We start from the raw sequence: 25,125 nt of genomic DNA on the forward strand, positions 1-25,125 counted from the left end.
CTACTCAATACAGTCGCCAACGGCTCAATCCGCACGGCTATCGCACAAGAACGGCTGCGCTACGCCGCATAGTGTTCCGACTGAACGTTACGCGCTACAAGCCGAGCAGCGTTATCGGAGAGGCGCGATGGCAGGGTCGATCTCGCCGAAGCGAATTTCGACCCAATCGTCGTTATCGTCCTCGTCTGTCTTGATGATTTCGATTGACGCCGGCAAGCGGCCGTCCCTCAAGTTGCGCAACACGATGGCCTGCAACTGGCTCGGTTCCTGAGGCAATTTCCTCGCCGCTTCGATGTTTTTGGCGCCATTGTCCTGGAGTGTCCGTAGCCCCGCGAAGATCTCTGTAAATTCGCGTAAGCCGAGGCGCACCACACCTGAACCCGTCATAGAAAAGCCTCCGTGGTGACCTAGATCGTAACCTTCTTCGCAAGCCCGAAACGCACCGTTAACTGGCATCATCGCAGGCTTTGGGAAGTGCTCGAGCATCGCCTGGAACAGAGTGCTCAACTCGGAACGGGCGTCACAACCGTCGCGAACAAACAGGCGTGCATCGTTCTGCAGCACTGGTGGTGGGTAAGATGACCAGCCATGTCGACTTTCACGGACGCACAGGAGCAGGACGAAACCGACCGACGAGAATTGCCGGAAGAACTCCGCAACGATCTGCTCGGTCGACACCTCGTCCCAGTTCGCCGATCGGTCCGAAAGTGCAGCGCAATTGCCGTCGCCAACGATGATTCCGGTGGTACCTTCTGCACCACGAAGCTGCTCAGCTTTGGCCTTGAGAGCGTTATAGAGAGGATTTCGGTCCCTGATCTTGGGCGCGTCATAAGTGGCAAAGCCGGCCGAGCTGTAGGGTGACCTAATCGGATCGATAGTGATGTCGAGGCTGACATCAGCCTCATCGATCGCAATGCGCAGCGGAGATGCTCCGGCAGTCATCTGCTCGCGCAACTGCGGCAGAATCAACTGGTTAACGAACTCCTGCAGCTTCCCCCGAGGTGGCAGCAGCAGCACTGTACGGTTCCCACGCTTCGTACTCTCGTGCTTAGCCCGGATACGCAAGTCGACGCCGCCGATAGGTAGCTTGAGCTTGCACTTGGCGGCTTCGATCAGTTGACTTAGCTCGCGGTAGGGATTGTTGTTGTTGAGACCTTCGTCCGAAACCGCCGTCACGTCAGCGGTCAGCCGCAAAGCATCCCGTTCGAACAGGATGTCAGGCCGCCGCATGGAAGCTAGGGCTACCTCGTTCTGCAGGGAGCCGCAATTCGAAAGGCCGTGCATCACGACTACTTCCCACATGGCCGCGACTCGATCTTTGCCGGGCCGGTTGAGGCGTTCCGCCAATTTTTCGACCGCCTCATCGCCCAACACGTCGCGAAGATCGTTAAGGCGGCGCTGAAGGGCTCGTCTTCGGTAGATCATGTCGAGGGCTCCAAACACATTGCGTAATGCTCGGTTAGCTCGCATACGCCACGCACCACCTCATGCGGAGATGCAGCCACTGCAGCGCTCTGGTTTTGAGCACCTGCGATCTAGGAAGGCGTCGGCGATCGTCGGCCCGCCAAGGCGGCATCTTTTACCTCAGCAGGTCGAGTCGGTCAGAAACACGCTCAACAAGTCCCACGAGGTTGGAGTCCATCGGGTCACAGGTCTGATCCACGCGCCTGAGCTCGCCCCGATGATGTCGTGGAACCCGGAGACCGTACTTGTCGCTGACATAGACGCACCTCTTGCGCTTGCCGCGGATCGCCGCAAAGGCTGGGTCTTTCATCAGCTCTTCGGCCAGTTCATCTAGGGTTTCTTCATCCAGCTGGAGTTGTGCATCCTTCGCCTCTGCACGCCGATCTTCAGCGTTCTCGCAGAACGCCTGCAGCGCAGCCAGCAAGTCTTCATAGGCCTGGGCTAGCACCCCAGCTAGGACAAACCCGCCCTGGTGGAGCACATTGAGTTCAGCGTAGAAGTGAGAAGAACACGCGGCCTTGGCACGCTTCACCAGCAACGCATGCTGGGTTTCGAAAGCGCGCACCATCAAAGCGGGATCCTCGCCCTCCTCGCACACGTCTTCGATCCTGGAACTAATGCGCACCGAGACGTCGCAATCGCCCCGATACAGAAACACCATGGGCTGAGCGGTCGCCTTGATGAAATCGCGGAAACCCTCAGTGGGCAGGATGACGCAGTTGGCGTGCTCCTGAATGAGGTCGGTACACTCCACAATCACTATGCCGGCGGCCTTTAAGGCCTGAGTTTCCTCATCCACCCACTCCTGCACGTCGCCGTTGTATCGCTCATGCGAATCGAGGTCCATCAGGATTCCCCTTGTCGAGCTGGAAGTCGGGCGGTGTGCTTCCGATGGTGTGTCAGGTGTTCCGCGTGCGGCTGCACCGCAGGATCCGCCGGCGCGCGGAGCTTATGCCCCCGTAGTGGCCCGTACTCGCTTCCGGACAACTTCTCATCGAGCTGCACGAAGCCTTCGGCATCGACCCAGATCAGGCCCTTGTCGAAGAGGGTGTGGATGTCAGCACGGAGCAACAGGCCATTGTCCGTGCGATGGGTGTACTCGCCACGGTATGGCCGGATGTGTGCGGCCTCCAGGATTTCCACGACGCCGCAGCCGGTGATCGCGCATTTACGGTCATAGGCATCCAGGAGCGCCGCGCGGAAGTCGCTCTGACCCTCACGCAAGGCCACGGCACGGAGTTCGTACACACGCGCATCGTGGTCATTGCCGATGGGAGGTACTGGTTCGGACGCGACGAGTACGCGTGCTTCGCGCAGCGCATGATCCACGGGACTCACCGGACCTTCCAACTGCTTGGCCACCCACTTTCCATCCTCTTCCAGGATGTCCCAGAAGCCATGGACCGAAGGGTCATAGAGCTCGTAGCTCACATCACGATGACGACCCACGCGGTACAGGGCATCCTTGGGGTTGCCCTGATCCGTTCGGAAGTCTTTCCGACCGTGATCGTGATGGCGACGATTGGCGTCGTTCACCGACAGCAAGCACGCATTGTCGCGCGCGTCGCTGCTATCTTCGTGGGGGTAATTCTCTCCCAGCCAGGTGGTGATTTCCTTGACTGATACGGAGCCACCCAGAGCGCGTACAGCTTCAAGAACGTGCCAATACTTCCAATCGCCCAAGGCTGGTAACGGCTCGTTCGCTTCGAGTGCGGCGCGCTCTGCCAGCAAGACGATCACCGTTTCTCCAACGGCTGGGTCGATGTGCTCCTTCGTTTGCCTCGGCGGGTGCGTGCCTACCTTGGCCGCCCGAATGCCATGGGACACATCCCGGACGAAAGGACCCCACTGAACCTTACGCTCATGCTGATGCGAGGACAGAGAACCCTCGGGAACATCCTTGTGGAGCTGGTAGCTGCCGGTACCGAGCACTCGGCCGGCGCCAACAAATCCAGGACCATTACAGTAAGCAAGAACCCAATCGCCCTCTTCGAGCTGATTGAGTACCTGATCGCCACGATCACCGGCCTCTCCATCCCAACCAGCGGTGATGACGCCACGCGCCAAATTTTCTTGCCACCACGCGGTCGTTGGCGGATGACCAATGTTGAAAGTGTAGTAGGCCATTCCGTGGGCTCCCCCAATGCTGAGCCGTCAGTTTACTGGGGGAGTGGTCTCATGGATGGAGATCGGAGCTGGACGACGGGCACCACTGGCTACATGCGCATTATCCGGGTGTCGGTGACCTTGCCTACGACGCGGAGCGTGGCCCACATTGCGGGAAGCGGTGGGCCCACACGCAGGCCCAGAAGCGACCGACTGCATCCTCGATACCCTGACGCGCCGCGACTATCTCGACGCAGCAATAAGTGAATGATCAATGCATCCGCCTGCAAGATTCGCAGAGGGTGGAGCACCATCCCTTCGCTACAAGGGTTCCAGGCGCACCGCAAAGCTCGCAGATCGTTGCTGACTCTTGCTCAGCCGCCGCGATTAGCCCAAAAACCTCCTTGTCTCCGCCATCGATATAGAATCGCAACGTGCCGAACTTCTCCTTCACCTGCGTCGCAACGATGTTCAGCCCGGTGGATTCGATGTGCTTGGAGATAGCCTGGCTAAGGCGATAGACCAAGTCCATCCAGCCATCACCGCACTCGAAACCCCAGAGCGCGAGTACGGTAGGTTGATCTTGGCGAAGAGGATCAAGTCTTTGTGATCGGTACAGCAGCGGAAAGTCCGACTGCAGTCGTCGAGAATTTTCAGGATTCATATGGGCACCTTGAATTGGTGCCCCCGGCAGGACTCGAACCTGCATGGGTGGCTTATCTGGCCACTGCCTTTATCCGGATATAAGCCGGACGCCTAACCTCTCGGCCACGGGGGCGAACAACACGCGAGCATGCTTCAGCTGCTCGTCGGTATTCGCTCGCGGTGGAAGGCAAGACGGATCATGTTGCGAGCCTACCAGATCGCGCAACGACATGGGTGTACGTTTATGGGATGCGCACGGACAGGGACTTGAGCCTCACGAACGACGCTCGGAACGTATGCGCTCCATCCGCAACAATTCTGATTGCCTTGCCGACATACCGATCATTGCCAGGGTCGGCTGATTTCGACCTAAAACGACCGGCTTGTCCCCAAGCGGTCGCTAGGCATCAACCCTCATTATCCGAGGGTCGCTTCGCCTTCGAACGCTAAGCGAATTGATTCGAAGATTGACACCATCGGCTCGCGATATTCTTCGCGCAGGTCTCTGGCGTTTTCGAGCAAGCCGGTTACCGCGTGGCGTGCGATGACAGCATCTTTGTCACGCACGTCCTTGGCTGGGATCGAGAAGAACTTGTAGTTCGGGAAATCCTGTTCGAGCTTGGGCAAGGTCGCCGCCTGGTCATTGTCCAGAAGCCCAGCCACCTTCTTGTAGCCCATGTCCTGCAGAAGACGGCAGAGGTGCTGCATGTTCCCGGCACCGCCGACGCCCCAGCCGAAGAGGTGGCCCGGCACACGACCGATCGGAAGCTGACGCGCCACGATCGGGTACAGCATCACGTCGTCCTGGCCCTCGGTGAGCACGATGCCGTCATCCTGGAAGAACAGCTCACGGGCATCCAAACCAAATGTGTGTGGTGCCTTGGTGTTCGGGCTCTCTGGATCATGGATTTTCTTGAGCGCCATCCGGCCTTGGTCGCTGAGCTGGTAGACGTTCGAGCCAGCACCCTCGGAGGTAACCCGGACGAGTGCAGCACCTCGTGCGATCGCTGCGGGGTCGACAAAGTACGGGGAATGCGTCGCGACGATGATCTGCCTTTCGGCGGACAACCGGACGATGGCGCGCACAAGACGTCGAATGATCGCCGGGTGCAGGGACAGTTCGGGCTCGTCAATGGCGACGATGCCGCCGGGAGGGGTGCTCGTGAGCGCATCGGCGATGGAGAACAGGCTGACAATTCCTTCGCCCGCACCATCACTGGAGTGGCTCGCATCCCCATTGCGTAGACGAATGTAATAGTTGCCCTCCGATGACTGGTCGATGGTCCACTTGGGGGTGTACCCCAGCAGCTCACCGAGCAATGCGTTGAACTTGCTCGGCTCTTTCTCGATCTCGAAGAGCCGCATCTCAAACGAGGACAGCTCCGCCATCCGGCGAGCTGGTAGGCCACTCTGTCGTTGATAGTCCTGCAATGTTCCCAGCGAACGCTGGAAATACGGCTGGAAGCCCCGGCGCGAGGGAACCACGCGGATTGGATCTGATTCACGCTCGCTCCAATTCGTGATCTCGACGCCCGCTTTTTTATGAACCGATTGGCTGCTGCCCGCTGCCTTACTCTCGATCACCTCAGTCAGACTTTCGAGAAGGACGGGCTGATCGCCCTCTGCCTTGGACCGTTTCTCGAATTCGAATCCTATCCGCACGAAATCCGCCCGCTTATTGCGAATCCCCTCGGAGAAGCTTGGCGTCTGGTGGCCTGATCGTGCACGTAGCGCCTCGATCACCGTGGACTTGCCCGAGTTGTTGGCGCCGGTAATGACCGTCAGGCCACTGCCTTCGTGCTGATCCTTGGGCACGGCCAGATGAATCACTCGGAGCTCGTTGAAACCGCGGTACCCGGCGATCGAGAGTGACTTCAAAAAGCTCAAGGGGAACTCCGAGGTTAGCTGGGGGCAGTTTGGTTATGTTGTCGACGCGCCCTAAGCGCGGCTTGATATATGCATTACGCATGCGCAGAGGCTTCAGTGAGTTCTATCGCAAGGCAAACGTTGAATTCGGGAAAGTCGCCTATAGAGCCTTTCAGTGTGCCGTGCCTCATTGAACCCCATGCGATCGTCCACACGATGCCGCTGCCGAGATGCCCAACGGATCAAACGAACTGCTCTCGGCAGTGCTTGAGATAACCTGTGACACCTATCTATCGCGTCCCTGCAGATAACAAATACATCGCCCGCGAAATCTGACCTCAGCGCAGGCGCCTACGCAGAGTCGACGCGGTGTCTTCGTCACTGGCCTCGCGCTCGTAAGTTCTGACCATGCCCATGAGCAACTTTGAGGATACAAACGGATGTGAGATCTGCAGCGCCTTGGCCCAACCCCGGTACTTCTCCGCCAAGCCCCGTTCCTGGTCACCACCTTCACCCCGCCAGTGGACACCCCGCAAGTTGTACAGGCCCGTATGTGCGCCATGCATCATGTCCTCGAGTTGCAGTTCTTCCATGACATCGCGGACTGGCTTGCAAGGCCACACCCCGTCCTCTCCGGCTGGAGCGTGTGCCAAGAGCTTGCCAATCGATACATCGGCGATTTCCGTCCGATCGAGTTCAGCGGCCATTTTTCGAACCGTCGCGATCCACCTTGAAAGCCGGGATGCGTCTAGGTTGCCTAGATCATCATGGCCAGGGATACGACGGATTGCCTCCAACAGATGATGGCCGCGTTTCGCCATCTCTCTCACTCGATCGGGCGCGATTCGAAACGGTTCGGGGTCAGTTTGCTTGTCTCCTCGCCGGTAAGCCCAAACAAGAGCATGCACGTACATTTCCGGATTGGCCTCGATATGCCGCTCTAGATTGGGAATGCCATAGCCACTGCCCCCACCTCCAAGTTCTCTGAGGCCTTCCATGTAGGCGAATTCCAAGGACGCCATCTGGTCGATGGTAAATCGCCCGCTTGAATCAAGGCGTTTGAAGGCCTCTGCAATATGGTAGGTGTCGAGCTGGTACTCGCCCGCCTTATCGTTTCCGTCTTTGGCGATCGCCGACATCAGGCTGAAGAGCAACTCCGCATCGAGAATCTCCAGGTCGTACTTGACACTGTAAAACCCAGCACGCGGACGACGAGCGTTGATCAGCCTCATCACTCCCTCTTGCTCTTCGTCTGCCTCTCCCCGCTTAAAGTTCGGCCTGACCTCTTCCCAATACTTACTCGCAGCTTCCTTTCCGAGGCCGTCAACTAGCTTCCATGTGCTTCTTACAAATGGCGCCAGCATCAGCAACCGTGCCCTTTCAAATTCGGAGCGTGTGGCAGAAACAGCCTCAATCACAGCCTCGCGCCTCGCATCGTCTGCAATTGCATGGAGCGCCCCTTCAATTAAGTTGGCATACGATGCTATCTCCGACGCACCTTGCACCACTGCATCAAATGCTGCCGTCAGGAGCGATTTCAGGTCACTCTCCATCCCTATCGCTTCGGGAGCCAGTACTCCGACGACCCATGACGCACGGCCGCGACTCGCCAGCTCCAGCAACCCCGTAGCTCCCACAGACCTATAAACCTCTCGCAGCGCACTCATGCGCAGGGCGCTAAGCCTCTTCTCGCGCTCCTGATAGTCGATCTTTTCGACATCTTCCAATTCATCGACAGATTCATCGACCCAGTGATCCTTGAACAGCCACAGGTGCTTGTTGACGATCCCTGTGGGCTCGAGCGCCTGGAACGCTGCCTTAGCTGCGGTCACCAGCGCCTTGTCGCCACCCTTCCTTTTTCCTTGCAAAGCTGCGCGTCTTGATAACGCAGACGTGCGAATTTTTTCGCGCAATAAGGCTTTGTCTGAGTCACTCGCTGAGCCGACTCCCCAAGCAGCAACCAAGTCCCACACCCTGACTTGGTGCTCCGGCGACAAGAGCTGCATGCGCTCCACCAGATCAGAAAGTGTCTCGAGCGAGTGCTCCTCCCGCGAAAGTGCGAGTTCCACCATGTCGCGCTGAAAAGCGTGGATAGGGCCCCACGTCGGAAACGGCTCTCCAAATCCATAACCATCTGGGCGCCATCGAGGTTTGTGGCTGTAGTGCCCGGATCCGTGATGCACTAACTGGCCCATGCAGATCTCCCAGCCAATGCGAGGAAATTTCTGCGCCAGCATCTTCACCACGTTGACACGCGTGCTGTGGTCAGCCGCGGTTTGCGGCATCCATGCACGAAAGATTGACTGCAACGAATTGATCGGCTTATTGGTCCAGTTGTCGTTGATTTCGACACTAGCCAGCAGTGCAAGCACCAAAGCAGTTCGCGGCAGTAGATCCGGATTCCATGCCAGCCCTTCCAAAGCCCACAGCAATCCGGTCCGGACTGGGCTGCTGAAGAAGTCCCCACCTACTGGCCTCATCAATCCCAGCGATGCCGCTGAGTCGGTTCGGAGATCGCGTTCGATGATCCCCAGGAACTCCTCGGGCGCCGCTTCTGCGTAAAGGGGCAAGTCGCGATCATTCGCTTCGAGGGCGCGAGTCGTCAGCGGGTCGGGGAGTAGCTCGCGCACCACCCTTACCGCTTCCAACTCAGTATCCACCCCAAGTCGATGTTTGAAGAGTTGGGGGCCTTGCACTGCGAGCAAGACCAGCGTCTCCGAGATGCCTTCACGGAAGGCGCTGGAGAACTGGCGTGTTTTCCCGTGTATAGAAGCCGCCCAACGCTCGTTCTCTTCGAGGTCAAGTGAAGGATCGTCTTCCCCCAAAACTCGCCGCGCCACTTGGAAAAAGGCATTTAGGTCGTCTTGGGTTACGACACCGGCGATCGCGTGCAGAAGGTCAAGCTTAGACACAACGCCGCGAAACGTACCGATTGACCAAGTCGGCGCATCGTCCAGCAAGACCAGACCCTGACAATCTTTTTCTAGTTCCACGTAGCTCTTGCCACCAGCGACAAGAGACAGGGCGCTCTTATCCGCTTCATTGGTGCTATCCCACGCACCGACGAGCAGGAAGGGAACCAGCTTCCTTGCCAACTGAAGATCGCCTGCCCATTGCGGCACTTTAATGGCAGGCACCATTGAAAGCTGACGTCGCAGCACCGTCAGCGAACGACCTGAATCGGACGAAAGCCTGCCGATTTCATCGCGCTGCTTGCCCATCGCTTCCAATGCAGCTTCGAAAACCTCGTGGCTTGCAGGTTCGAGAACCACATCAGGCTTTCCCGGGGCTGCATTGCGGGGGTAGATCGCGATCGTGTGCAGGTTCTTGGCATAGGGAGCGAACTCTCGCTCCACATCACGCGAGTGAGTAACCGCAATAAACCCTTGCGCGGAGGCAGCCAAACCAGGAAAAACTCCCGGCTTGTCAAAGACCAAGACACGATCGCGAAAGGAGTGAAGCTCCTCGTCGCCAGTCAGCAGCTGCGCAAGGAAGGCCGTAGCCTCTTCGTGCGAGTCTGCCGCCAGCAAAATCGGACCTTCGCTTGGCTTGGAGAGTCGCGACCTGATTGTTCGATTGCTCGCCTCGATCGCGGACTTGAACAGCATTCCGGACAAAGGTGGCGATGACACATTCGCCCAATCGGCCCAGCAACTGTCGAGCGTACGGACATCGCGCGACAGACGATTAGTTTCGTTGGCAAACCAAGCTTGACCTTGTAGGGACTGTTCGAGCCACTGCTCCAGATCACTGGCGTCGTAGACCAGAACGTCTTTCCACTGGCCAAGCTGCTTCTTTTCCTTGCGCCACGCATCCTTTGCCGTCCAGCGACGTGGAGAAACGAACACGAAGGTCATCTCGGCGCGCTCGCCTGCCTCCATCCCATCGACACTCTTGTCGAAGTCGTGGTCAGCCTTGCGCTTCACGTTCTCGTCAGTTCCGAATTCCCACGCAGACCGTCCGCTTGGAACCCACGGGCTACCTTCATTTGCTTCCACCTGACCATCACAGCCTTTTCGCTGGGAATCGTCATTGCCCGGAAAATCGACCTTCGTAAGGCCCCTTCCGGTGGAATGCACCAGTGTCCGAAGTAGCACGGCCAATCGAGCGCGTGCTTGGAGGTTGTTTGTTGCCCAGGCCTCGATGTCGTTGGCTTTGATCTGCAGGAAGGGAGGCACGTACGCTGCAATATTGGCGGGAGCGGTGCGACTTCGTGCTTGGGCCGCGCCAAAGCGCGCCTGCATTTCCATCAAATCGGCCCTAGGCACTTGGAAAGCTTTCTCCAGGCGCGAGGCCATCTCTGGCGAGAGGGAGGCGTTGCCGTTGAGGAGGTTTGAAAGCGCCGGGCGCCCCACCCCCATGAGCTTGGCGGCCTTGGTAACCGACATGCCACGTGGAATTACTTCGGCCCGAATCCGGCTTCCGGGATGGGCTGCGTCATCTTGGGGTGCCATGGCTGCCTCCTTGAAAGGCCGACATGGAAACTGTAGCGTGTTACGCTACACAATACAAACAACGTCACCGAACCGACTACGGGCTGTCGAAGGTGGCTATTCGACGAAAAAGGGCCCGCTTGGGCCCTCTAGGTGCTCGGTATGTCCACTAGCACTTTATGGCGTCAGCGCTAGCGACTTATGGGGCCCCAACTAGCGCCTTTTGGCATTCCCCACACAACACCCCCTGATCAACAGTCAGCGGGGCTCACCCGCACTTCGAATACCCGCAATTCAAGCAAGTCTGGCACCCGTCCATCAGCACCAGCGCCTGGGTATTGCACTTGTGGCAGAGCGTGGCGCCCGGCGGGAAGCTCCCGGCTCCGGCTTCAGCCTGCGTGGTCGCGGCTGAAGCCGCTCCTACGGGAGAGGTGGTGCCGTCGTCAGAGTTTTTTTTTGCGCTGGCCGCCTCGTAGGCGGCACGCTTCTCGGCGATCAGCGCACGCTGGCTGTCGCTCATCTCGGGATCATGGATCAGCCCGATGTTCTTCATGTGCTGCTCGATCACCGCGCCGATCTCGGCGACGATGCTGGGCATGTAGACGCCGCCGGCCTTGAAGTAGCCGCCGCGCGGGTCGAACACGGCCTTCAGCTCTTCCACGATGAAGGTGACGTCGCCGCCCTTGCGGAACACGGCGGAGAGGATGCGGGTGAGTGCCACGATCCACTGGAAGTGGTCCATGTTCTTCGAGTTGATGAAGATCTCGAAGGGGCGGCGCTGCTCGTGTTTGGTGCCGGCGTTGAGCACGATGTCGTTGATGGTGACGTACAGCGCGTGCTCGAACAGCGGCGACTTGATCTTGAAGGTGGAGCCGACCAGTGTCTCGGGACGCTCCAGGCTCTCGTGCATCTGGATGACTTCGGCCTGCTTGGGCTCGGCGGCCTTGGCCTTGGTTTCGGGTGCGGCGGCCGGCGCGGCCTTGTCCTCGGGCTTGACGACGTTGTAGCCCTTGATCTTCTTTTCGATCTTGATCGCCATGGGGTGTTCTTTCCTGATGTGGATGGCGGCGCGCGGCGCGTGGAAAACGGACTTGCGGACTTCCAAAGCTTGTCATTCCGACGCACGCCGGAAGCACTTCAAAACAGCGAAGCTGGTCATCCAGTGTCTCCGGAGCATGACGAAAACACTGGACCCCGGCCTTCGCCGGGATGACGAGCCTCAAGCCCGGGGCATTGAGAAAGCACGGCCGGCCCAGCGCGAAGCCGGGCCGGCCGTGTCGGGACTTACTTCTTGCGGGCGGCCTTCTTGGCGGGCTTCTTTGCCGCCTTGACGCTCGCCTTCTTGCTGGCAGTGGACCTCTTGACCGCCTTGGCGGCCTTCTTCACGGCAGCCTTCTTGGCTGTCTTCTTGGGAGCGGCTTTCTTTGCCGTCTTCTTGCTGCTGACCTTCTTCTTTGCGGCCTTGGCGACCTTCTTCGCCTTGCCGGCAACCTTCTTCGCGGCCTTCTTCACCGCTTTCTTGGCGGCGGCCTTCTTCGCGACTTTCTTCTTGGCGACTTTCTTGGCAGCTTTCTTGACTGCCTTCTTCGCCGTCTTCTTGGCAGCGGCCTTCTTCACGGCCTTCTTCGCCGTCTTCTTGGCGGCCGCCTTCTTCACGGCTTTCTTGGCCACCTTCTTCGCGGCAGCCTTCTTGGCCGGAGCCTTCTTCGCGGCGGCCTTCTTCGGCGCAGCCTTCTTCTTGGCCGGCTTCTTCACGGCCTTCTTCGGCGCTGCTGCCGGGGCGGCCGGCGCAGGCGCGGCGGCGACCGGAGCGGCGACCACCGGTGCCGCGGGGGCGTCCGGCGTGACGGCGTCTTTCACTTCGAATTCGTTATCGATGGACATACGGGTGTTCCCCTCGGGCGGTGATCGTTGCGTCGTGGATACGGGTCAGAATTTGCCGTAATACCCTTCCTTCAAGGCATCGAACAGGTTGGCTGCGGTGTGCAGTTCGCCGTCGTATTCCACTTCCTCATTGCCTCGAAGTTCGATAACGCTACCGTCTTCCAGTTCGAAGTGGTAGAGGGTGTTGGCAAGGTCGGCCTCCTTCACCAGCACGCCCTGGAAGGCGGCGGGGTTGAAGCGGAAGGTGGTGCAGCCTTTCAGGCCCTGCTTGTAGGCGTAGAAGTAGATGTCCTTGAAGTCTTCGTAGGGGTAGTCGGTGGGCACGTTCGCGGTCTTGGAGATCGACGAATCGACCCACTTCTGCGCGGCGGCCTGGATGTCCACGTGCTGCTTCGGGCCGATGTCGTCGGCGGCCACGAAGTAGTCGGGCAGCCTGGCCTGCGGATCGTCGGAGAACGGCATCGCGTTCGCGTTGATCAGGGCGCGGTAGGCCAGCAGCTCGTAGCTGTAGACCTCGACTTTTTCCTTCGATTTCTTGCCTTCGCGGATCACGTTGCGCGAGTAGTGGTGGGCGAAGCTGGGCTCGATGCCGTTGGAGGCATTGTTGGCCAGCGACAGCGAGATGGTGCCGGTGGGCGCGATCGAGCTGTGGTGGGTGAAGCGCGCGCCGGTCTCGGCGAGCTGCGCCACCAGGTTCGGCGCCACTTCGGCCACGCGCTGCATGTAGCGGCTGTACTTCGCGTGCAGCACGCGGCCGGGGATGGCGTCGCCCACCTTCCAGCCGTCGGTCGCCATTTCCGGACGGCGGCGCAGCATGTCGCCGGTGACGGTGTAGTCCTTGGCGAGGATCGGCGCGATGCCCTTCTCCTTCGCCAGGTCCAGCGCCACTTCCCAGCCGGCCACCGCCATCTCGCGCGAGACGTCTTCGGTGAAGGCCACCGCCTCGGCGCTGCCGTAGCGGTGCTTGAGCATGGTGATGGTGGAACCGAGGCCGAGGTAGCCCATGCCGTGGCGGCGCTTGCCCATGATCTCGTCGCGCTGCTGCTGCAGCGGCAGGCCGTTGATCTCCACCACATTGTCGAGCATGCGGGTGAAGATCTTCACCACCTCGCGGTACTCGTCCCAGTCGAAGCGTGCCTTCGGTCCGAACGGGTCGCGCACGAAGGTGGTGAGGTTGATCGAGCCGAGCAGGCAGGAGCCGTAGGGCGGCAAGGGCTGCTCGCCGCAGGGGTTGGTGGCGCGGATGTGTTCGCACCACCAGTTGTTGTTCATCTCGTTGACCTTGTCGATCAGGATGAAGCCGGGCTCCGCGTAGTCGTACGTGGAGACCATGATCATGTCCCACAGGTGCCGCGCGCGGATGTGGCCGTAGATCTTGCAGGCCACGAGACCGTCTTCGCGGTCGACGTAGTTCTCGTGGGTGGGCCACTCGCGCCACACCACCTTGGCCGGATCGTCGAGGTCGACCTCGTCACGTTCCTTGACGTGCACCGGGAACACCAGCGGCCAGTCGTGATCGTGCTCCACCGCCTGCATGAAGCCGTCGGTGACCAGCAGCGAGAGGTTGAACTGGCGCAGGCGGCCGTCCTCGCGCTTGGCGCGGATGAATTCCTTCACGTCCGGATGGCTGACGTCGAACGTGCCCATCTGCGCGCCGCGGCGGCCGCCGGCGGACGAGACGGTGAAGCACATCTTGTCGTAGATATCCATGAAGGACAGCGGGCCGGAGGTGTACGCACCCGCGCCCGACACGTACGCGCCGCGCGGGCGCAGCGTGCTGAACTCGTAACCGATGCCGCAGCCGGCCTTCAGCGTGAGGCCCGCCTCGTGCACCTTCTCCAGGATGTCGTCCATCGAGTCGCGGATGGTGCCGGACACGGTGCAGTTGATGGTGGAGGTGGCGGGCTTGTGCTCCAGCGCGCCGGCGTTGGAGGTGATGCGGCCGGCGGGAATCGCGCCGCGGCGCAACGCCCACAGGAAGCGCTCGTTCCAGTGCTCGCGCAGTTCGGGCGTGGCCTCCACCTCGGACAGGGCACGCGCCACGCGTCGCCAGGTGCCGTCGATGTCGGCGTCGACCGGCTCGCCGGCCTTGGTACGCAGGCGGTATTTCTTGTCCCAGATGTCCTGCGAGGCGGGCTGCAGCGGGATCGCCGTGGCGGCGTCGCGTTGCAATTCCGAACCCGTGACTGGCGCACGCGCTGTGCTCATCGGCTTCCTGACCTCCCAGTGCGGCCTCGCGGCCGTTCTTGCCTTGTTGATGTCGATCCACGCCATCTGCAGTGACGCGGCAACGGGCGGATGCCGCGGCGACGCCATGCTGATCGACTGCCGGACCCGCCCCCGAATGCGATCCACCCCACCAGTGCTTGTCCGATCGTTTGCGAGCAGACACAAGATGTTGTGGTTGCGACCAGGTGGCAAGTTACCCCCGGGAAAGCCCGATGTAAAGTGGCGCGAGCGCCCGATGGAATGCACCGGCCGCGGGGAACCACGGCAAGCCGCCAGCAGTCGAAGGCGCGCCGTTCTTGATTCGACAGGAGTGAGTCCGATGTCATCCCGTCATCCGCGTTTTCCGCACTGGCTGACCGGCGCGCTGGCGCTGCTGCTCGGCGTCGCCTTGCCCGGCTTGAGCCGCGCCGCGATGCCGCCGGCGGTGGACGGCCAGGCAATGCCTTCGCTGGCGCCGATGCTGGAGCACGTGACGCCGGCGGTGGTGAACATCTCCAGCAAGACCCGGGTGCAGGTGCGCAACGCGTATTTCGACGATCCGATCTTCCGCCAGTTCTTCGGACTGCCCGCGGTGCCGCGCGAGCGGGTGGAGCAGAGCCTGGGCTCGGGCGTGATCGTCGACGCGGCGAAGGGCTATATCCTCACCAACAACCATGTGGTGGGCGGCGCCGACGACATCACGGTGACCCTGCAGGGCGGCCGCACGTACAAGGCCACCCTGGTCGGCACCGACCCCGACACCGACGTGGCGGTGGTGCAGATCCACGCGCCGGACCTGCAGGCGCTGCCGCTGGCCGATTCCTCGAAGCTGCGCGTGGGCGACTTCGTGGTGGCGGTGGGTGAGCCGTTCGGGCTGAGCGAGACGGTCACCTCCGGCATCGTCTCCGCGCTGGGGCGCTCGGGGCTGGGTGGTTCCGGCTACCAGAACTTCATCCAGACCGACGCCTCGATCAACCCGGGCAATTCCGGCGGCGCGCTGGTGAACCTGCGCGGCGAACTGGTGGGCATCAACACCATGATCTTCTCGCCGTCAGGCGGCAACGTGGGCATCGGCTTCGCGATCCCCAGCGACCTCGCCGCCGAGGTGATGCAGCAGCTGATCGCGCACGGCAAGGTGCAGCGCGGCACGCTGGGCCTGCAGTCGCAGGACATCACCCCGCGCATCGCGCGCCTGCTGAACCTGGCGCAGGACAAGGGCGTGGTGGTCACCGGCGTCAACGCGGGTTCGCCCGCCGAACAGGCCGGCCTGCAACCCGGCGACGTGCTCACTACGATCGACGGCAAGCCGCTGCACGACGTGAACGAACTGCGCAACACCGAGGGCCTGCTGCCGGTGGGCAGCACGGTGCGACTGGGCGTACTGCACGACGGCAAGGCGCGCGAGGTCAGCGCCGTGCTGCGCCCGGAGAAGATCGCCAGCCTCGACGGCGCCAGGCTCGATCCGCGCCTGGCCGGCGTCACCTTCAGCGAACTGGGCCAGACCGAGCGCAGCCAGGGCATGTACGGCGTGGCAGTGAGCACGGTGCAGCCGAGCAGCCGGGCAGCGGCCGCCGGCCTCAGCGTGGGCGACATCGTGATCGGCGTGGGCAACATGCGCATCACCGGCCTGCGCATGTTGCGCGAACTGGCTGGCGCGCGGCCGCGCCAGCTGGTGCTGGTGGTGGCCGACACCGACGGCACGCATTACGTATTAATCCAGTAGGAGCGGCTTCAGCCGCGACTAGGACTGAGGAATCGCGGCTGAAGCCGCTCCTACAGTCGCTCCGCCTGGCAGCGGCTCGCCCACCGCAGCCCCCATGCGCCGACGCATGGGGCTTGCATGACGGAACGCACCCGTACGGGTGCGTCTGCGTCGCACAAGCGCATGGGCACGCTTGATGTTTTCTGTTCAGGCCGATGAAATATCCTGCGAGCATCCACCGTCGTGCGTCGGCCGGGATCACGCGCCGCCACCCTCACCACTTCCACCCACCCATCCTTTGTCGGGGTTCTCCGTCATCATGTCCGTTCGTGCTGTTCGCCTGTTGCCCGCCCTTCTGCTCGGCGCCTGCCTCGTCGCACCCGCCGTCGCCAAGACGACCCATCACCCCGTCCACCACAAGACCACCAAGAGCAAGGCGCCCGCGCTGATCTGGCGCGGCGACGTCACCACCGCGCACGGCGTGGTCACGGAGATGGCCAAGCTGTGGGAGCAGGAAGGCCACGGCCGCGTCGAGCTGCAGCCGTTCAACACCGCTTCGGGCATCGATGCGGTGGCCAGCGGCGCGGCCGACATCGCCGGCAGCGCGCGCCCCAGCGACGGCAGCCCCGAGGACAGCCACCTCACCTTCACCCCGGTGGCCTGGGACGGCCTGGCGATGATCACCAATCCGGCCAACCCGGTGCGCAGCCTCACCCTGCGCCAGCTGCACGAGATCTATTTCGGCAAGATCACCAACTGGAAGGACGTGGGCGGCAAGGACGCGCCGATCGACCTGTACGCGGTGATCAGCCCCAACGACGGCGTGGAATACAGCCTGCGCAGCCTGCTGTTCGGCCGCGGTGACCAGCAGATCTCCGCCCCGCGCCTGTACCTCAACACCAAGGCGCTGGAGGAAGGCATCGCGCTGAACCCGAACGGTCTGGGCCTGTCCACGCTGAGCAACGTGGTCGGCAACCCGAAGCTGCGCACGATCCCGATCGACGGCGTGGCGCCCACCGTGGCGAACATCGCCGACGGCAGCTACCCGCTGTACATCCCGCTGTTCCTGGTGACCAACCCGAACAGCCCGAAGGCAGCGCAGACCCAGGCTTTCCTCGACTTCCTGCAGACCGACAAGGCCAAGACCGTGCTGCGCGACCACTCGGTGCTGCCGTACCAGGACGGTGCCGCGCTGGTGTCGATGAACGAGGCGCGCCGCGACAAGGTCTACGCCGAGTCGACCGCCTCCTCGGCCAAGCCGCCGCTCGCCGCACCGGGCGCCAGCTATGCCGCGGCCGCCGCCGTGGCGCCGACCTCGGAGCGCACGCTGGCCGCGCGCAGCGCGATGGAAAAGCGTGATGCCGATGCCACGGCCGCCGCTTCCACTGGCGGCACGGGCAAGACCTACACCGTGGTCAAGGGCGACACCTTGTCCGGCATCGCCAAGAAGCAGGGCGTGACCGTGACCGACCTGCGCGACTGGAACCACCTGAAGAACGACAACATCAGGCTCGGCCAGTCGCTGCAGGTCAGCCGCAACTGACATCGTGCCGATCCGCGCCGTCACGCTCGATCTCGACGACACCCTGTGGCCGGTGCTGCCGGCCCTGGAGCTGGCGGACCGGGCGGTGGACGACTATCTGCGCGAGCACTGGCCCGAGGTGGCTCGCGCGTGGCCGATCCCGGCCATGCGCGAGCTGCGCGCCCAGGTGGCGGCGGAACGACCCGATCTCGCCCACGACTTCACCACCCAGCGCCGACTCACCCAGCAGCAGGCCTTCGCCGCCTGCGGCATCGCCGACGCGCCGCTGGACACGCTGTGGGAGATCTACTTCGCCGCGCGCAACGCGGTGGAGCCCTGGCCCGACAGCCTGCCCGCGCTGGAGCGCCTCGCCGCACGCTGGCCGCTGGCCAGCCTCACCAACGGCAACGCCGACCTTGCGCGCACCGGCGTGCAGGCGCATTTCGCCCATCATGTCTGCTCGCGCGACGTGGGTGCGGCCAAACCCGATCCACGCATCTTCCTCGCCGCCGTGGCGCAGTTCGGCGTGACGCCGGACGAAGTGCTGCACGTGGGCGACGACCCCGAACTGGACGTGATCGGCGCACGCAGCGCCGGACTGCGCGCGGTCTGGATCAACCGCCACGGCGAAACCTGGCCCGCCGTACTGGGGCCGGCACCCGAACTCGAACTGCGCGACCTTGGCGAGCTGGCCGACTGGCTGGAATCCCACGCCACAGCGTGACACCGACAGCGTGACCCCTTGGCGGCATCGGCGCATCATTGGTGTTTGCGCGCCCGTCCGCTGAAGGAAAGTCATGTCCGCCCTGATCGACCGTTCGTCCGCTCCCCGTCACCTCGTCACCATCGAGGCCACCGACGCCCGTCACCTGCCCGCCGCGAGAAAGCGGCTGGACACCGCGCAGCGTCGCTGGCTGGACACGAACGGCTTCGACGCCAAGCCGGGCAGCGCGATCCTGCTCGCCGATGCGCAGGGCAAGCCGGCGCGCGTGCTCGCGGGTGTGGACGCCGCCGACCCGCTGGCCGCGCTCGCCGCGCTGCCGATGACGCTGCCCGAAGGCGCCTACCAGCTCGCCACCGAGGGCGTGGCGCTCGATCCCGTGCAGGCTGCGCTGGGCTGGGCGCTGGGCGCCTACCAGTTCACCCGCTACCGCAAGGCGAAGCGCGCGCCGGCCACGCTGGCGGTGGACGCCGCCACGCTCGCCGCCGTGCAGCCGCTGGTCGAAGCCACCGCGCTGGTGCGCGACCTGGTCAACACGCCCACCGAGGACATGGGCCCTGAACAACTCGGCAAGGCGATCAAGCACCTCGGCAAGACACACAAGGCCAAGGTGCGCGACTGGGTCGGCGACGAACTGCTGCAGGCGAACTTCCCCACCATCCATGCCGTGGGCCGCGCCAGCCATCGCGAGCCGCGGCTGGTGGAGCTGAGCTGGGGCAAGGCGGACCACCCGAAGCTGGTGATCGTGGGCAAGGGCGTGTGCTTCGACACCGGCGGCCTCGACCTCAAGCCCTCCGACGGCATGCGCTGGATGAAGAAGGACATGGGCGGCGCCGCGCACGCGATCGCGCTGGCCGGCCTGGTGATGCAGGCCAAGCTGCCGGTGCGGCTCACCCTGCTGGTGCCCGCGGTGGAGAACGCGGTGAGCGGCAACGCGTTGCGCCCCGGCGAAGTGGTGGTCACCCGCGCCGGCCACAGCGTGGAGATCGACAACACCGACGCCGAGGGCCGGCTGGTGCTGTGCGACGCGCTGGCCTACGGCGCCGAGCAGCAGCCCGAACTGATGATCGACTTCGCCACGCTCACCGGCGCCGCGCGCGTGGCGCTGGGTCCGGACCTGCCCGCGCTGTTCGGCAACGACGACGCGTTGGCGGAAGCCGCGCTGGCCGCGGGCAGGATGGTGGCCGATCCGCTGTGGCGACTGCCGTTGTGGCGCCCGTACCGCAAGATGCTCGATTCCTACCTCGCCGACTTCGCCAATGCCGGCCCCTCGCGCCATGCCGGCGCGATCACCGCCGCGCTGTACCTGGAACGCTTCGTGCCCGACGGCCTGCCCTGGCTGCACCTGGACACCTACGCCTGGAACGACGCCGACCGTCCCGGCCGCCCGCGCGGCGGCGAGGCGATGGGTCTGCGCGCACTGTTCGCGCTGCTGGAGCAGCGCTACCGCAAGGGTTGATCCTCCCAAGCCCCGCTCCAGCCCGCCGGATGCTGGGCAAAGGGATTGGAGTGAGGGTTCGGTAACACCGCGACGCCGCGCTCCGACCGGACCCTCACCCGGCTGCCGCCACCCTCTCCCAAAGGGAGAGGGATTCACCCGGCGGCGGAACAGCCATGCATGACTTCCGGCGATGTCGTGCCGGCACGCGAAGTGGCATGGTGCGGGGCTGGCCCTTCCGCGGAGAATCCCCCCATGCGCCACCACCTGCTCGCGCTCAGTCTCGCCATCGGCCTCGGCATCGCCGGCCCGGCACTGGCCCAGACCGCCACGCCCAGCCAGCCGCCGCTTACCGCGCTGACCAAGGATTCCGGCACGCCGGAACCGGCCGAGCAGAAGCGTGTGCATTTCGACCACGCCGAGCTGCACATCGCGGTCAAGCCCGCCACGCAGAGCATAGCCGCCAGTGCCACGCTCACGTTCAGCGCGCTGGCGCCCACCGACGTGCTGCTGGTAGACCTGGATCGCAACCTGCCGGTCAGCGCGATCAGCGTGGACGGCAAGGCGCTGCCCGCCAGCGCTTGGAGCAACCCCGAGGGTCGCCTGCGCATCCAGTTGCCGCACGCCGTGGCCAAGGGCGGCAAGGTCAACGCCACCATCGCCTACGGCGGCAAGCCGCACGTGGCGAAGAAGGCGCCGTGGGACGGCGGCTTCGTGTGGAGCCACACCAAGGATGGCCAGCCCTGGGTGGGCAGCGCGGTGGAAGGCGAAGGCTGCGACCTGTTCTGGCCCTGCGTCGACCAGCCCGACGGCAAGCCCGACCTGGTGGATCTCTACGTCACCGTGCCCAAGCCGCTGGTGGCGCCGGGCAACGGCGTACTGGTCGGCGTGACCGAGCAGGGCGACACGCGCACCTACCACTGGCGCGCCAAGCACCCGACCACCTACGCCATCTCGATCAACGTGGGGCCGTACCAGGAACTGAAGGGCGAGTACCACAGCCGCTACGGCAACACGATCCCGCTGTACTACTGGTACCTGCCCGGCGAGGAAACGCAGGCGAAGGCGCTGTTCGCCGAGTTCCCGCACATGCTGGATTTCTTCGAGGCGAAGATCGGCCCCTACCCCTGGGGCGACGAGAAGATGGGCGTGGTGGAAACCCCTTACGAGGGCATGGAACACCAGACCATCAACGCCTACGGCAACCACTACGCGAAGGACGGCAACGGTTTCGACTGGCTGCTGCAGCACGAGTTCTCGCACGAGTGGTTCGGCAACCAGATGACCAATGCGAACTGGGACGACATGTGGTTGCACGAGGGCTTCGCCACCCTGATGCAGCCGCTGTACGCGCGCTACCTTGACGGCGATGCGGCGTACTACGCCTGGCTCAACCGCCTGCGCATGATGGTCGGGAACCGCCACCCGGTGGTGTCTGGCCAGCCGCGCACCGAGGAAGAAGTCTACGACGACAGCCGCGGCGGCCCCGGCCAGGACATCTACAACAAGGGCGCGCTGATGCTGCAGACCCTGCACCACCTGATCGGCGACAAGGCGTTCTACGACAGCATCCGCGAACTGGTCTACGGCCGGCCCGACCCGAAGCCCGGCAACTTCCAGCCGCAATACCGCACCACCGCCGACTACATGCGCATCGTGGACCAGGTGACGGGCAAGGATTACGACTGGTTCTTCAAGGTCTACCTGTACCAGGCCGCGCTGCCCAGGCTCGACGTGCAGCGCCACAACGGCACGCTGGACCTGCGCTGGCAGGCGCCCGCCAACCTGCCGTTCCCGATGCCGGTGGAGGTGCAGGTGGATGACGCCGTGCACACCGTGCCGATGACCGACGGCCACGGCAGCCTTGCGGTACCGGCCGGCGCGCTGGTAACGATCGACCCGCACTCGGTGCTGCTGCGCGACGAGCCGCGCATCACCGAGTTCCAGCAGTGGATGCGGCAGCATCGCAAGGCGGCGAAACCGTAGGGTTCCACCCGCTGGAACGGCGCAAGAGCGGCCGTAGGAGCGGCTTCAGCCGCGATGCTTCTCGGCTTTTTCGAGCATCCCGCCCGAGGCATCGCGGCTGAAGCCGCTCCTACGGCAGCGAGATCGCCGCGTACGACCGTCAGGACAAGAAACCGCCGATCTGGCGCAGCCGCTGCCCCAGCGTGCGCAGGCCACGCACCAGCTTTGGCAGCAGCCAGCACAGCAGCAGCACGAACAACGCCAGCAGCACCAGCAGCACCAGCGGATGCCGCCACATCAGGTAGAGCCCGCCCAGCCAGGTGAGGTCCTCGCCGGCGCTGGCGGCCCAGTTGCTCACGGGCTCGGGCGAGGTGTTGATCAGCGCGCGACCACCGCTCTTGGCCAGATGCGTGCCGGCAGTGAGCGCGCCGCCGAGCAGGGCCGCCGCCACCTGCGTGCCCGCGCCCGAGTCCCGGAACACGCCCCACGCCAGCAGCATGCCCACCGGGATGCGGACGAAGGTGTGCAGCGCGTCCCACACGCTGTCGAAGGCGGGAATCTTGTCGGCGAGAAATTCGCCAAGCGCCAGCACGCCGGACACCACCAGCACCCAGCTGTCCGTGAGCAAGGCCAGGCCCGGCGGCAGATGCACCCAGCCCAGCCGCCCCAGCAGGCCGGCGACGAACACCGTGGCGTACAGGCGGAAACCGCTGGCCCAGGCCAGGCCACCGGCCAGCGCGACGTTCGACAGCGGATCCATGGCGACGCTCCCGGCAATCGGCAACCCGTGCCTGGCGACACGCTCGCGCGCGACCGCCGCAGCGTCAAGCCTCCGGTGCAGGGTCGGCCGTACCGCCTGAAACGACAAGGGGCGCCGCGGCGCCCCTTGCGTTGACCGGCGATGGACGCTTCAGTGCGTCGCGGCGGTAGCGGCCGAGGCCGCGGCGGCAGGCTTGTCCGTGCCCGCCAGCACCGTGGCGAGATAGTCGCTGCCGGGCGGCAGGATGTCGGCGGCCAACTTGGGATTGGCCTTGAGCATGCCCACCTCGTCGGCCACGATGTGCGCGGCCTCGCGCAGCTGCGCATCGGGCGCCTTCTTGGCGTCCTGCTCCTGCTTCAGCTCGCTCTTCAGGCTGCGCTCGCCGGGGTCGAGGCCGTCGTCGAGCGCGCTGTCCTCGTCCTTCAGGAAGGCATCGCCGCCATCGATCGCCTTCTGCCGCGCACGGAAGCTGGCCTGGGTGGCATCCAGCTGCTTGCGCTCGGCTTCGCGCTGGGCGAAGTTCAGCGACACCGTGGTCTTGGCGCGCATCTCCTTGTACTGCGCCAGCTCGTCCAGCATCAGCTTCCACGACGGCGACTTCAGCACGCGCGCGTCATGCAGGCTCTCCAGCTGCGGCAGGTAACCCTTCAGGTCGCCCTCCGGCTTGTAGTCGGCAGGCGGGATGTGCGTCCACGGCAGCGCGTTGTCGTAGGTGGACTCGCCGAAGTCCTTGTCGTCGCCGTTGTTCGGGAACGCAAGGTCCGGCGTGACGCCCTTGATCTGGGTGGAGCCGCCGTTGATGCGGAAGAACTCCTGCACCGTCATCTTCAGCTCGCCGTACTGCGGCTTGCCGTCGGGGTTCTGGCTGAAGCGGTCGAGGTCGATCAGGGTCTGCACGGTGCCCTTGCCGAAGGTGGGCGTGCCGATGACCAGGCCGCGGCCGTAGTCCTGAATCGCGGCGGAGAAGATCTCCGAGGCCGAGGCCGTGCCGCGGTTCACCAGCACCGCCAGCGGGCCGTCCCACACCGGGTCGGCATTGTCCGCGCCCTGCACGTCGACCTGGCCGCGCGCGTCGCGCACCTGCACCACCGGGCCCTTGCCGGTGAACAGGCCGGTCATCGAGTCGGCTTCGGCCAGCGAGCCGCCACCGTTGTTGCGCAGGTCCACGATCACGCCCTGCACGCCGGCCGCCTTCAGCTCGCCGAGCAGCTTGGCCACGTCGCGGGTGGCGCTGCGGTAGTCCTTGTCGCCTTCGCTGCGCGCACCGAAGTCGGAGTAGAAGCTCGGCAGGTCGATCACGCCGATCTTGTGCACCACATCGCCATCCTTGATGTCGATGATCTTCTTCTTGGCCGCGCTTTCCTCGATGTTGACCTTCTTGCGCACCAGGCTGATCAGCTCGTGCTTGCCGTCCGGGCCGGCGTCGGCGGGCAGGATCTCCAGCCGCACGGTGGTGTCCTTCTTGCCGCGGATCAGGTTGACCACGTCGTCGAGGCGCCAGCCGATCACATCGGTTATCGGGCCGCTGTCGCCCTGCCCCACGCCCACGATGCGGTCGCCGGGCTTGAGCTTGCCGGACTTCTCCGCCGGGCCGCCGGGCACCAGGCTGAAGATCATGGTGTAGTCGTCGCGCGCCTGCAGCTGGGCGCCGATGCCCTCCAGCGAGAGCTTCATCTGGATCGCGAAGTTCTCCGCCTGGCGCGGGCTGAGGTAGTCGGTGTGCGGATCGGTAGTCTCGGCATACGCGGTCATGAAAGTCTGGAACGCGTCTTCGCCGTCCAGCTGCTTCAGCCTCTCGATGTAGTTGGTGTAGCGCTTGGTCAGCGTCTTGCGGATCTCGTCGTCGCCCTTGCCGGCGAGCTTGAGCCGCAGCCAGTCGTTCATGGTGCGCTTGCGCCACAGGTCGTTCAGCGCCGCGTCGTCCTTCGCCCAGCTGGCGTCCTTGCGGTCGTAGTTGTAGCTCTCGTTGCCGTTGAAGTCGAAGCCGTCCTTGAGCAGCCCGCGCGCGTAGGTCATCCGCTCGACCGCGCGCTGCAGGAACTTGTTGTAGATGGCGAACGGCGCGCCGAGATCCTGGTTCCAGATCGCGTCGTCGAGCTTGGTCTTGTACTGGTCGAACTGGTCGATGTCCTGCTGGGTGAAGAACACCTTGTCGCTGTCGAGCAGCTTCAGGTAGTCCTTGTAGATCTTCGCCGACATCGTGTCGTCGAGCGGCTGCGCGTCGTAGTGGAAGCGGGTGAGGAAGCGCGCCGAAAGCTGCGCCGCCTGCGCCTGGGTGGCGGTGGGCTGGAGCGGCCACACGGCAGCCTTGCGGTTGCCGCCGGCGCCGAGGTCGGCGGCCGATTGCGCGTACGTGCAGGTGACGGTCAAGGCCAGCAGCAGGGCCAACGCGGGACGGAAGGTCATGGGAA

The 25,125-nt window shown here is 63.7% G+C and carries 16 protein-coding genes and 1 tRNA gene; 5 read left to right on the forward strand and 12 right to left on the reverse strand.

The annotated features are described in order from the left end of the window. Positions 1–111 precede the first annotated feature (111 nt). The 10 genes from ABQJ54_RS13360 to ABQJ54_RS13405 form a co-directional block, all read right to left on the reverse strand. Entirely contained in the window at positions 112–1,425 is a 1,314-nt protein-coding gene (locus ABQJ54_RS13360) for a hypothetical protein (protein ID WP_367854799.1), read from the reverse strand. Positions 1,426–1,579: 154 nt separating this feature from the next. Continuing rightward, the gene (locus tag ABQJ54_RS13365; RefSeq protein ID WP_367854800.1) at positions 1,580–2,311 is read right to left on the reverse strand and encodes a hypothetical protein; all 732 of its coding nucleotides are present in this window, start codon (positions 2,309–2,311) and stop codon (positions 1,580–1,582) included. Continuing rightward, the gene (locus tag ABQJ54_RS13370; RefSeq protein WP_367854801.1) at positions 2,311–3,591 is read right to left on the reverse strand and encodes an HNH endonuclease; all 1,281 of its coding nucleotides are present in this window, start codon (positions 3,589–3,591) and stop codon (positions 2,311–2,313) included. Before ABQJ54_RS13370 ends, ABQJ54_RS13365 begins: the two co-directional genes overlap by 1 nt. A gap of 250 nt (positions 3,592–3,841) precedes the next feature. After that, entirely contained in the window at positions 3,842–4,234 is a 393-nt protein-coding gene (locus ABQJ54_RS13375; protein ID WP_367854802.1) for a hypothetical protein, read from the reverse strand. A gap of 15 nt (positions 4,235–4,249) precedes the next feature. Further along, positions 4,250–4,348, reverse strand: a tRNA-Ile gene (locus tag ABQJ54_RS13380). Positions 4,349–4,632: 284 nt separating this feature from the next. Then, on the reverse strand, positions 4,633–6,102 hold the full coding sequence (locus tag ABQJ54_RS13385; protein WP_367854803.1) for an ATP-dependent nuclease: 1,470 nt from the start codon (positions 6,100–6,102) through the stop codon (positions 4,633–4,635). Positions 6,103–6,419: 317 nt separating this feature from the next. After that, the gene (locus ABQJ54_RS13390) at positions 6,420–10,535 is read right to left on the reverse strand and encodes a HigA family addiction module antitoxin (protein WP_367854804.1); all 4,116 of its coding nucleotides are present in this window, start codon (positions 10,533–10,535) and stop codon (positions 6,420–6,422) included. Between the two features lie 247 nt (positions 10,536–10,782). Beyond that, positions 10,783–11,553 (reverse strand): TSCPD domain-containing protein, encoded by a 771-nt coding sequence (locus ABQJ54_RS13395; protein ID WP_367854805.1) that lies wholly within the window; start codon positions 11,551–11,553, stop codon positions 10,783–10,785. A gap of 245 nt (positions 11,554–11,798) precedes the next feature. Next, on the reverse strand, positions 11,799–12,398 hold the full coding sequence (locus ABQJ54_RS13400) for a hypothetical protein (protein WP_367854806.1): 600 nt from the start codon (positions 12,396–12,398) through the stop codon (positions 11,799–11,801). Between the two features lie 45 nt (positions 12,399–12,443). Further along, on the reverse strand, positions 12,444–14,606 hold the full coding sequence (locus ABQJ54_RS13405) for an adenosylcobalamin-dependent ribonucleoside-diphosphate reductase (protein WP_367854807.1): 2,163 nt from the start codon (positions 14,604–14,606) through the stop codon (positions 12,444–12,446). Between the two features lie 340 nt (positions 14,607–14,946). Between ABQJ54_RS13405 and ABQJ54_RS13410 the strand changes: the two genes are divergently transcribed. The 5 genes from ABQJ54_RS13410 (at position 14,947) to ABQJ54_RS13430 (ending at position 21,975) form a co-directional block, all read left to right on the forward strand. Next, positions 14,947–16,329, forward strand: a complete 1,383-nt coding sequence (locus tag ABQJ54_RS13410) for a Do family serine endopeptidase (protein WP_367854808.1) — start codon at positions 14,947–14,949, stop codon at positions 16,327–16,329. Positions 16,330–16,627: 298 nt separating this feature from the next. Further along, on the forward strand, positions 16,628–17,851 hold the full coding sequence (locus ABQJ54_RS13415; protein ID WP_367854809.1) for a substrate-binding domain-containing protein: 1,224 nt from the start codon (positions 16,628–16,630) through the stop codon (positions 17,849–17,851). Positions 17,852–17,855: 4 nt separating this feature from the next. After that, positions 17,856–18,554 (forward strand): HAD family hydrolase, encoded by a 699-nt coding sequence (locus ABQJ54_RS13420; protein ID WP_367854810.1) that lies wholly within the window; start codon positions 17,856–17,858, stop codon positions 18,552–18,554. Positions 18,555–18,627: 73 nt separating this feature from the next. After that, positions 18,628–20,010 carry a leucyl aminopeptidase family protein gene (locus ABQJ54_RS13425; RefSeq protein ID WP_367854811.1) on the forward strand — a complete coding sequence of 461 codons (1,383 nt, stop codon included), beginning with the start codon at positions 18,628–18,630 and terminating at the stop codon, positions 20,008–20,010. A gap of 234 nt (positions 20,011–20,244) precedes the next feature. After that, positions 20,245–21,975 (forward strand): M1 family metallopeptidase, encoded by a 1,731-nt coding sequence (locus tag ABQJ54_RS13430; protein WP_367854812.1) that lies wholly within the window; start codon positions 20,245–20,247, stop codon positions 21,973–21,975. A gap of 139 nt (positions 21,976–22,114) precedes the next feature. Here the strand turns inward: ABQJ54_RS13430 and ABQJ54_RS13435 are convergent, their stop codons facing one another. Then, positions 22,115–22,714 carry a DUF4126 domain-containing protein gene (locus ABQJ54_RS13435; RefSeq protein ID WP_367854813.1) on the reverse strand — a complete coding sequence of 200 codons (600 nt, stop codon included), beginning with the start codon at positions 22,712–22,714 and terminating at the stop codon, positions 22,115–22,117. Between the two features lie 150 nt (positions 22,715–22,864). Next, entirely contained in the window at positions 22,865–25,120 is a 2,256-nt protein-coding gene (locus tag ABQJ54_RS13440) for a carboxy terminal-processing peptidase (protein ID WP_367854814.1), read from the reverse strand. Between the last annotated feature and the right edge of the window lie 5 nt (positions 25,121–25,125).

It is taken from the genome of Rhodanobacter lycopersici, from assembly GCF_040812335.1.
GTDB classification, from domain to species: domain Bacteria; phylum Pseudomonadota; class Gammaproteobacteria; order Xanthomonadales; family Rhodanobacteraceae; genus Rhodanobacter_A; species Rhodanobacter_A lycopersici.

Excerpts from the sequence above, each read along its gene's own strand:
- ABQJ54_RS13425 (WP_367854811.1), top strand. The coding sequence starts at position 18,628 with ATGTCCGCCCTGATCGACCGTTCGTCCGCTCCCCGTCACCTCGTCACC.
- ABQJ54_RS13440 (WP_367854814.1), bottom strand. The coding sequence starts at position 25,120 with ATGACCTTCCGTCCCGCGTTGGCCCTGCTGCTGGCCTTGACCGTCACC.
- ABQJ54_RS13390 (WP_367854804.1), bottom strand. The coding sequence starts at position 10,535 with ATGGCACCCCAAGATGACGCAGCCCATCCCGGAAGCCGGATTCGGGCC.
- ABQJ54_RS13415 (WP_367854809.1), top strand. The coding sequence starts at position 16,628 with ATGTCCGTTCGTGCTGTTCGCCTGTTGCCCGCCCTTCTGCTCGGCGCC.
- ABQJ54_RS13360 (WP_367854799.1), bottom strand. The coding sequence starts at position 1,425 with ATGATCTACCGAAGACGAGCCCTTCAGCGCCGCCTTAACGATCTTCGC.
- ABQJ54_RS13395 (WP_367854805.1), bottom strand. The coding sequence starts at position 11,553 with ATGGCGATCAAGATCGAAAAGAAGATCAAGGGCTACAACGTCGTCAAG.
- ABQJ54_RS13400 (WP_367854806.1), bottom strand. The coding sequence starts at position 12,398 with ATGTCCATCGATAACGAATTCGAAGTGAAAGACGCCGTCACGCCGGAC.
- ABQJ54_RS13365 (WP_367854800.1), bottom strand. The coding sequence starts at position 2,311 with ATGGACCTCGATTCGCATGAGCGATACAACGGCGACGTGCAGGAGTGG.
- ABQJ54_RS13435 (WP_367854813.1), bottom strand. The coding sequence starts at position 22,714 with ATGGATCCGCTGTCGAACGTCGCGCTGGCCGGTGGCCTGGCCTGGGCC.
- ABQJ54_RS13375 (WP_367854802.1), bottom strand. The coding sequence starts at position 4,234 with ATGAATCCTGAAAATTCTCGACGACTGCAGTCGGACTTTCCGCTGCTG.
- ABQJ54_RS13430 (WP_367854812.1), top strand. The coding sequence starts at position 20,245 with ATGCGCCACCACCTGCTCGCGCTCAGTCTCGCCATCGGCCTCGGCATC.
- ABQJ54_RS13405 (WP_367854807.1), bottom strand. The coding sequence starts at position 14,606 with ATGAGCACAGCGCGTGCGCCAGTCACGGGTTCGGAATTGCAACGCGAC.
- ABQJ54_RS13370 (WP_367854801.1), bottom strand. The coding sequence starts at position 3,591 with ATGGCCTACTACACTTTCAACATTGGTCATCCGCCAACGACCGCGTGG.
- ABQJ54_RS13410 (WP_367854808.1), top strand. The coding sequence starts at position 14,947 with ATGTCATCCCGTCATCCGCGTTTTCCGCACTGGCTGACCGGCGCGCTG.